General features: G+C 72.3%; 6 protein-coding genes and 1 pseudogene. 4 read left to right on the top strand and 3 right to left on the bottom strand.

Annotation, left to right across the window (positions count from 1 at the left end):
* The 3 genes from Q0L54_RS10430 to Q0L54_RS10420 form a co-directional block, all read right to left on the bottom strand.
* Positions 1-573 (bottom strand): hypothetical protein, encoded by a 573-nt coding sequence (locus Q0L54_RS10430; protein WP_296667894.1) that lies wholly within the window; start codon positions 571-573, stop codon positions 1-3.
* A gap of 62 nt (positions 574-635) precedes the next feature.
* Positions 636-935 carry a DUF1905 domain-containing protein gene (locus Q0L54_RS10425; protein ID WP_296667892.1) on the bottom strand — a complete coding sequence of 100 codons (300 nt, stop codon included), beginning with the start codon at positions 933-935 and terminating at the stop codon, positions 636-638.
* Positions 932-1,438, bottom strand: a complete 507-nt coding sequence (locus tag Q0L54_RS10420) for a gluconokinase (RefSeq protein ID WP_296667890.1) — start codon at positions 1,436-1,438, stop codon at positions 932-934. The genes Q0L54_RS10425 and Q0L54_RS10420 overlap by 4 nt, the downstream gene beginning before the upstream one ends.
* Positions 1,439-1,625: 187 nt before the next feature.
* Between Q0L54_RS10420 and Q0L54_RS10415 the strand changes: the two genes are divergently transcribed.
* From Q0L54_RS10415 to Q0L54_RS10400, 4 genes and pseudogenes are all read left to right on the top strand, one after another.
* Positions 1,626-2,219: a 2-oxoacid:acceptor oxidoreductase family protein gene (locus Q0L54_RS10415; RefSeq protein ID WP_296667888.1), complete on the top strand. Its 594-nt coding sequence runs from the start codon at positions 1,626-1,628 to the stop codon at positions 2,217-2,219.
* A 1-nt stretch (position 2,220) separates the two neighbouring features.
* The gene (locus Q0L54_RS10410; RefSeq protein ID WP_296667886.1) at positions 2,221-3,450 is read left to right on the top strand and encodes a hypothetical protein; all 1,230 of its coding nucleotides are present in this window, start codon (positions 2,221-2,223) and stop codon (positions 3,448-3,450) included.
* Entirely contained in the window at positions 3,447-4,442 is a 996-nt protein-coding gene (locus Q0L54_RS10405; RefSeq protein ID WP_296667883.1) for a thiamine pyrophosphate-dependent enzyme, read from the top strand. The genes Q0L54_RS10410 and Q0L54_RS10405 overlap by 4 nt, the downstream gene beginning before the upstream one ends.
* Positions 4,439-4,796, top strand: a pseudogene (locus Q0L54_RS10400) (glutamate synthase); the annotation flags it as partial. The gene Q0L54_RS10405 and the pseudogene Q0L54_RS10400, both read left to right, overlap by 4 nt.

Here is a 4,796-nt window from a genome sequence, read left to right as displayed (position 1 = left end):
TCAGCGGCCGACGCCGAACAGCACCACGGCGGACCACAGGATCACGACGACCACGCCGCCGATGCCGACCGCGGCCGCGGTCCGGGTGGCGGAACGCGACGCCGCCACGGCGGGAAGCACCGCGCGGGTGAAGCCCGACGTGACGCCGCACGGGACACCGATCGCGAGCGCCGCGTAAAGGGTCCCGACGAGGTGCAGCGGCTGGGCGAAGGCGACGAACACCACCGGGATCACCGCCAGGGTGGAACCCATGACGGCGAATGCGATCGCGGCGCTCCGGGTGGGCCTCGTCAGTGTGCGCGCGAACAGCAGCCGGCCCGCCGTGTGCGCGATGATCATGATGCCCACGAGCGCAATCGACACGTTCACCACTGCCACGCCCAGGAAGATCCCCAGGTCCTCGACGGTGTTGCGGTCAGGCGCGAGCATGTCAACCAATGGGGCGGAGATGTACGACATCAGCAGCGCCAGCGCGCCGTAGACGGGGATGCCGATCGCGGTGGCGAGCCAGGCGGCCCGGGTGCCCGTGGCCGCCGGGACGGTGCCCACTGCAGCAGACTCGACGTCGGACATGGAAACCTCCGCTCGGGCGCCGGATTCGACGCCGTGGACCCAGTGTGCCAGGGAGGCCGCCGTCAGGACAGGGGCGTCAACCGCACGCGCGCCTGCCGGTCGGGGGCCAGCCCTTCTGCCGTGAGTATCGCGCGCTTGACCGGCAGCACGAACGTCTTGCGGTCCTTCGACGGGAAGATGCTGGTGCGCCACGTGGAGTCCCCGATGCGCACCTCGACCTTGACGGCCCCGAACCCCCGGCGCGGCCCCGTCTGTGCGTCCTCGATCTCGTCCGCGATGTCGAACGGCAGGTCCACGAACACCCACGACTCCGTGCGCGCCTCCCAGAGGTACAGGGTCGAGTCGAATTCGTACGACGTCACTCCACGGACGCTAGCGCGCGCTCCACGATCTCCGCGACCCCCTCCGTCGCGTCGACGCGCAGCCCGGGCTCGTCGGGACCGAGCGGCTCGAGCGTCGCGAACTGCGACTCCACCAGCGCGGCCGGCATGAAGTGGCCCGCGCGCGCGCTGGACCTGCGCGCCGCCTCCTGCTCGGTGATCGCGAGCTCCAGGAACCATGTCGCGGGAGCGGAAGCTCGGATCCGATCGCGATAGGCGCGCTTGAGCGCGCTGCAGGCGACCACCACGCCCACCCCGTCGCCCGCATCGTCCAGCACGCCGCCCACGGCGTCGAGCCACGGCCACCGGTCCTCGTCGGTCAGGGGCGTTCCCGCGGCCATCTTCGCGGTGTTCGCGGCGGGGTGGAGATCGTCACCGTCGACGAACGGCAGGCCCAGCGCCCGAGCCAGAGCGGCGCCCACCGTCGACTTGCCGGTCGCGGAGGGCCCCATCACCACGATGCGGTGGGGCGTGGACTCGGACATGCGGCTCCCTCGGTGTCAGGCGGCGCGACCACGGTATCGGACGGCGGTGCCGTGCAGCCGCCGACCAGGGACCAGAGTCCCGGTCGCGGTACCCCTGGCGGCATACCGTGAAGGGGTGGATGTCGCCGACGACGTCCCCCCGCGAGCGCATGGCCCGCGCCGTCGCCGGCGCCTCACGGGCGGACGCATGCGACAGGTCAGGATTCATGGACGCGGCGGCCAGGGCGTGGTCACCGCCGCCGAGATGCTCGCGCGGGCGGGCTTCATCGCCGGACACGAGGCACAAGCGATCCCCTCCTTCGGATCGGAGCGCACCGGGGCCCCGGTGGTGGCGTACTGCCGGTTCGCGGACACGCCGCTCCGCACCCGCGAGCCCGTGCTGGCACCCAATGTGGTGCTGGTGCAGGACCCGACCCTGCTCGCCTCGGATCACCCGTTCGCAGGCCTCGCGACCGGCGGGCTCGTCATCGTCAACACCACCGCCGACGCCGGCGAGGCGCGCGCCCAGGCGGGCGCGGCGGACGTGGACGCCACCGTCATCACGGTGCCCGCCACCTCGATCACCATGGAGCACCTGGGCCGGCCCAAGCCGGCCGCCGCGATGCTCGCGGCCTACGCTGCGTGCGCGGACGACATCACGCTCGACGCCGTGCAGTCGGTGTTCCGCGAGCGGTTCCCCGGACAGATGGGCGAGGCCAACGCGGCGGCCGCGGCGGCCGCCTTCGCCCACGTCCGCGCTCAGTTGGCCCCGGCGGCGTCCGGCGGCGGCAGGGAGGCCTGACATGCGAGAGGTGCTCGAGGGTTCGATGGCGGTGGCCCGCACCGTGGCAAGGTGCAGGCCGGGCGTGGTGTGCGCGTATCCCATCTCCCCGCAGACCCACATCGTCGAGGCGCTGTCCGTGATGGCGCGCACGGGAGAACTCGCTGACTGCGAGTACGTCAATGTGGAATCGGAGTTCTCCGCGATGTCCGTGTCGATCGGCGCGTCCGCGGCCGGGTCGCGTGCCTACACGGCGACGGCGTCCCAGGGCCTGCTCTACATGGCGGAGGCGGTCTACAACGCCGCCGGGATGGGTCTGCCCATCGTCATGACGGTCGCGAACCGGGCCATCGGCGCGCCCATCAACATCTGGAACGACCACTCCGACGCGATGGCGATGCGCGACTCCGGCTGGCTCCAGCTGTTCGCCGCGGACAATCAGGAGGCGGCCGATCTCCACGTCATCGCGTTCGCCGCCGCCGAGGAGTTGGGCATGCCGGCGATGGTGTGCATGGACGGGTTCGTGCTCACCCACGCGTCCGACGTGGTCGAACTCGCCACCGCGGAGCAGATCGACGCGTTCCTTCCCCCGTACCGCCCCACCCAGGCTCTCGACATCGACCATCCCACCACCATCGGCACCATGGCGGGACCCGAGTCCTTCACTGAGACCAAGTACCTCCAGCACCTGCGGTTCCTCGACGCCGCCGAGGTGATCGAGGCGTGGTCGGATCGCTTCCGGCAGGAGTTCGGCCGGGAGGCGGGCGGGCTCGTCGCGCGGTACCACCCGGACACGCTCGACCGCGATCGCGAGGCGCCGCCGGCGGACCCGGAGGACCTGACGGTGGTGGCGATGGGCTCGGTCATCGGCACGCTGCAGGCCGCGCTCGCGCCACTTCGCGCCGACGGCGTCCCGGTGCGGCTGGTGGGCATCTCCGCCTTCCGGCCGTTCCCGGAGCGGGCGCTGCGGGCGGCGCTGGGCGGCTCGCGCCACGTGGTGGTCATCGACCGCGCGCTCGAGCTCGGATCCGGCGGGGTGCTGACCGGATGCGTGGGCCGCGCGCTCGCCGGCACACGCTCGCGCATCCATTCGGTGGTCGCGGGGCTGGGCGGGCGCCCGATCCTCGAGGCCTCGCTGCGCGATGCGGTCATGCGCGCCCGTGCCGGCGGCATGCGAAGCCTCGAGTTCTTGGACCTCAAGCAGGGCGGCGTGCCCGTGCCCCGCGTTGGCGCGACGGAGGTGGCGCGATGAGCACCGTGCATATCCCGTTCCTGCAGACCGGCAGCCTGGCCGTCGGTGGCCGACTGCTGGAGGACGACGACCGCTCTGTTCAGTCGCACGCCGACAGGCCCTCGTCGCTCACCAAGGGGCACCGCGCGTGCCAGGGCTGCGCGGAGGCGCTCGCCGCGCGCTGGGTGATGGACACGGCCGTCGAGGCGGCGGGCGGCAAGCTGGTGGTCGCGAACGCCACCGGCTGCCTCGAGGTGTTCTCGACCCTCTACCCCGAGAGCGCGTGGAAGCCGCCATGGATCCATTCGCTGTTCGCCAACGCGGCCGCCGTGGCGACCGGCATCGCGGCCGCGCTGCATGCGCAGGGCCGGGACGATGTGCGGGTGCTGGCGCAGGGCGGCGACGGCGGCACGGTGGATATCGGCCTCGCCGCGGTGTCCGGGATGTTCGAGCGCAACGACGACGTTCTCTACGTCTGCTACGACAACCAGGGGTACATGAACACGGGTGTGCAGCGATCCTCGGCGACCCCCGCATCGGCCCGGACGGCGACCACCCCGGCGGTGGGTCACCAGCCGGGCGCCCCGGTGGGCCAGGGCAAGTCCATGCCCAAGATCGCCATGGCGCACGAGATCCCGTACGTGGCCACCGCGACCGCGGCGGACCTGCGCGACCTCGAGCACAAGGTCCGCACCGCGATGTCCATCCACGGCGCCCGCTATCTCCACGTGCTGGTCCCCTGCCCCGTGGGCTGGGGCTCGGCGGCGTCGGAGTCGATCTCCCTGTCGCGCGCCGCGGTGCAGTCCGGCATCTTCCCCGTCATCGAGGCCCGCGCGGGCGAGCTCACCGACGTGCAGCCCATCCGCGAACTCGCCGACGTCGAGGACTACCTGCGGCCGCAGGCGCGGTTCGCGCACCTGTTCAAGCCGGGCGGCGAGGTCGCGCTCGAGCGGTGGCGGGAACTAGCCCGCGCCAACATCCGGCGATACCACCTGATGGGAGAGCGGTCATGAGCGGGCACGATGCACCTCCGACGCTGGGCCTGTCGACCGGGCCTGCGACCTCGCTCGCGTACCACACGGGCACGTGGCGCACCGAGCGCCCGGTCTACGTGGACCTCGCGCCACCCTGCTCGCTCGCGTGCCCGTCGCGCGAGGACATCCGCGGTTGGCTGGGCCCCACCCAGGAGGGCGAGGCGGGTTTCGAGGTCGCGTGGCGGCGCATCGTCGCGGCCAACCCGCTCCCGGCCGTGATGGGGCGCATCTGCTATCACCCCTGCCAGACGGCGTGCAACCGCGCCGAGCTGGACGAGGAGGTGGGGATCAACGCGGTCGAGCGGTTCCTCGGTGACACCGCGATCGAGCACG

Origin of the sequence: Demequina sp. (assembly GCF_024642165.1) — a bacterium.
Classification (GTDB): domain Bacteria; phylum Actinomycetota; class Actinomycetes; order Actinomycetales; family Demequinaceae; genus Demequina.
Note: the sequence above shows the minus strand (reverse complement) of the source record. Positions and strands in the feature narration are given on the sequence as shown.

Bases quoted from the DNA above. Each gene is read 5' to 3' on its own strand.
- Q0L54_RS10430 (WP_296667894.1), bottom strand. From the start codon at position 573: ATGTCCGACGTCGAGTCTGCTGCAGTGGGCACCGTCCCGGCGGCCACG.
- Q0L54_RS10420 (WP_296667890.1), bottom strand. From the start codon at position 1,438: ATGTCCGAGTCCACGCCCCACCGCATCGTGGTGATGGGGCCCTCCGCG.
- Q0L54_RS10415 (WP_296667888.1), top strand. From the start codon at position 1,626: ATGCGACAGGTCAGGATTCATGGACGCGGCGGCCAGGGCGTGGTCACC.
- Q0L54_RS10410 (WP_296667886.1), top strand. From the start codon at position 2,221: ATGCGAGAGGTGCTCGAGGGTTCGATGGCGGTGGCCCGCACCGTGGCA.
- Q0L54_RS10405 (WP_296667883.1), top strand. From the start codon at position 3,447: ATGAGCACCGTGCATATCCCGTTCCTGCAGACCGGCAGCCTGGCCGTC.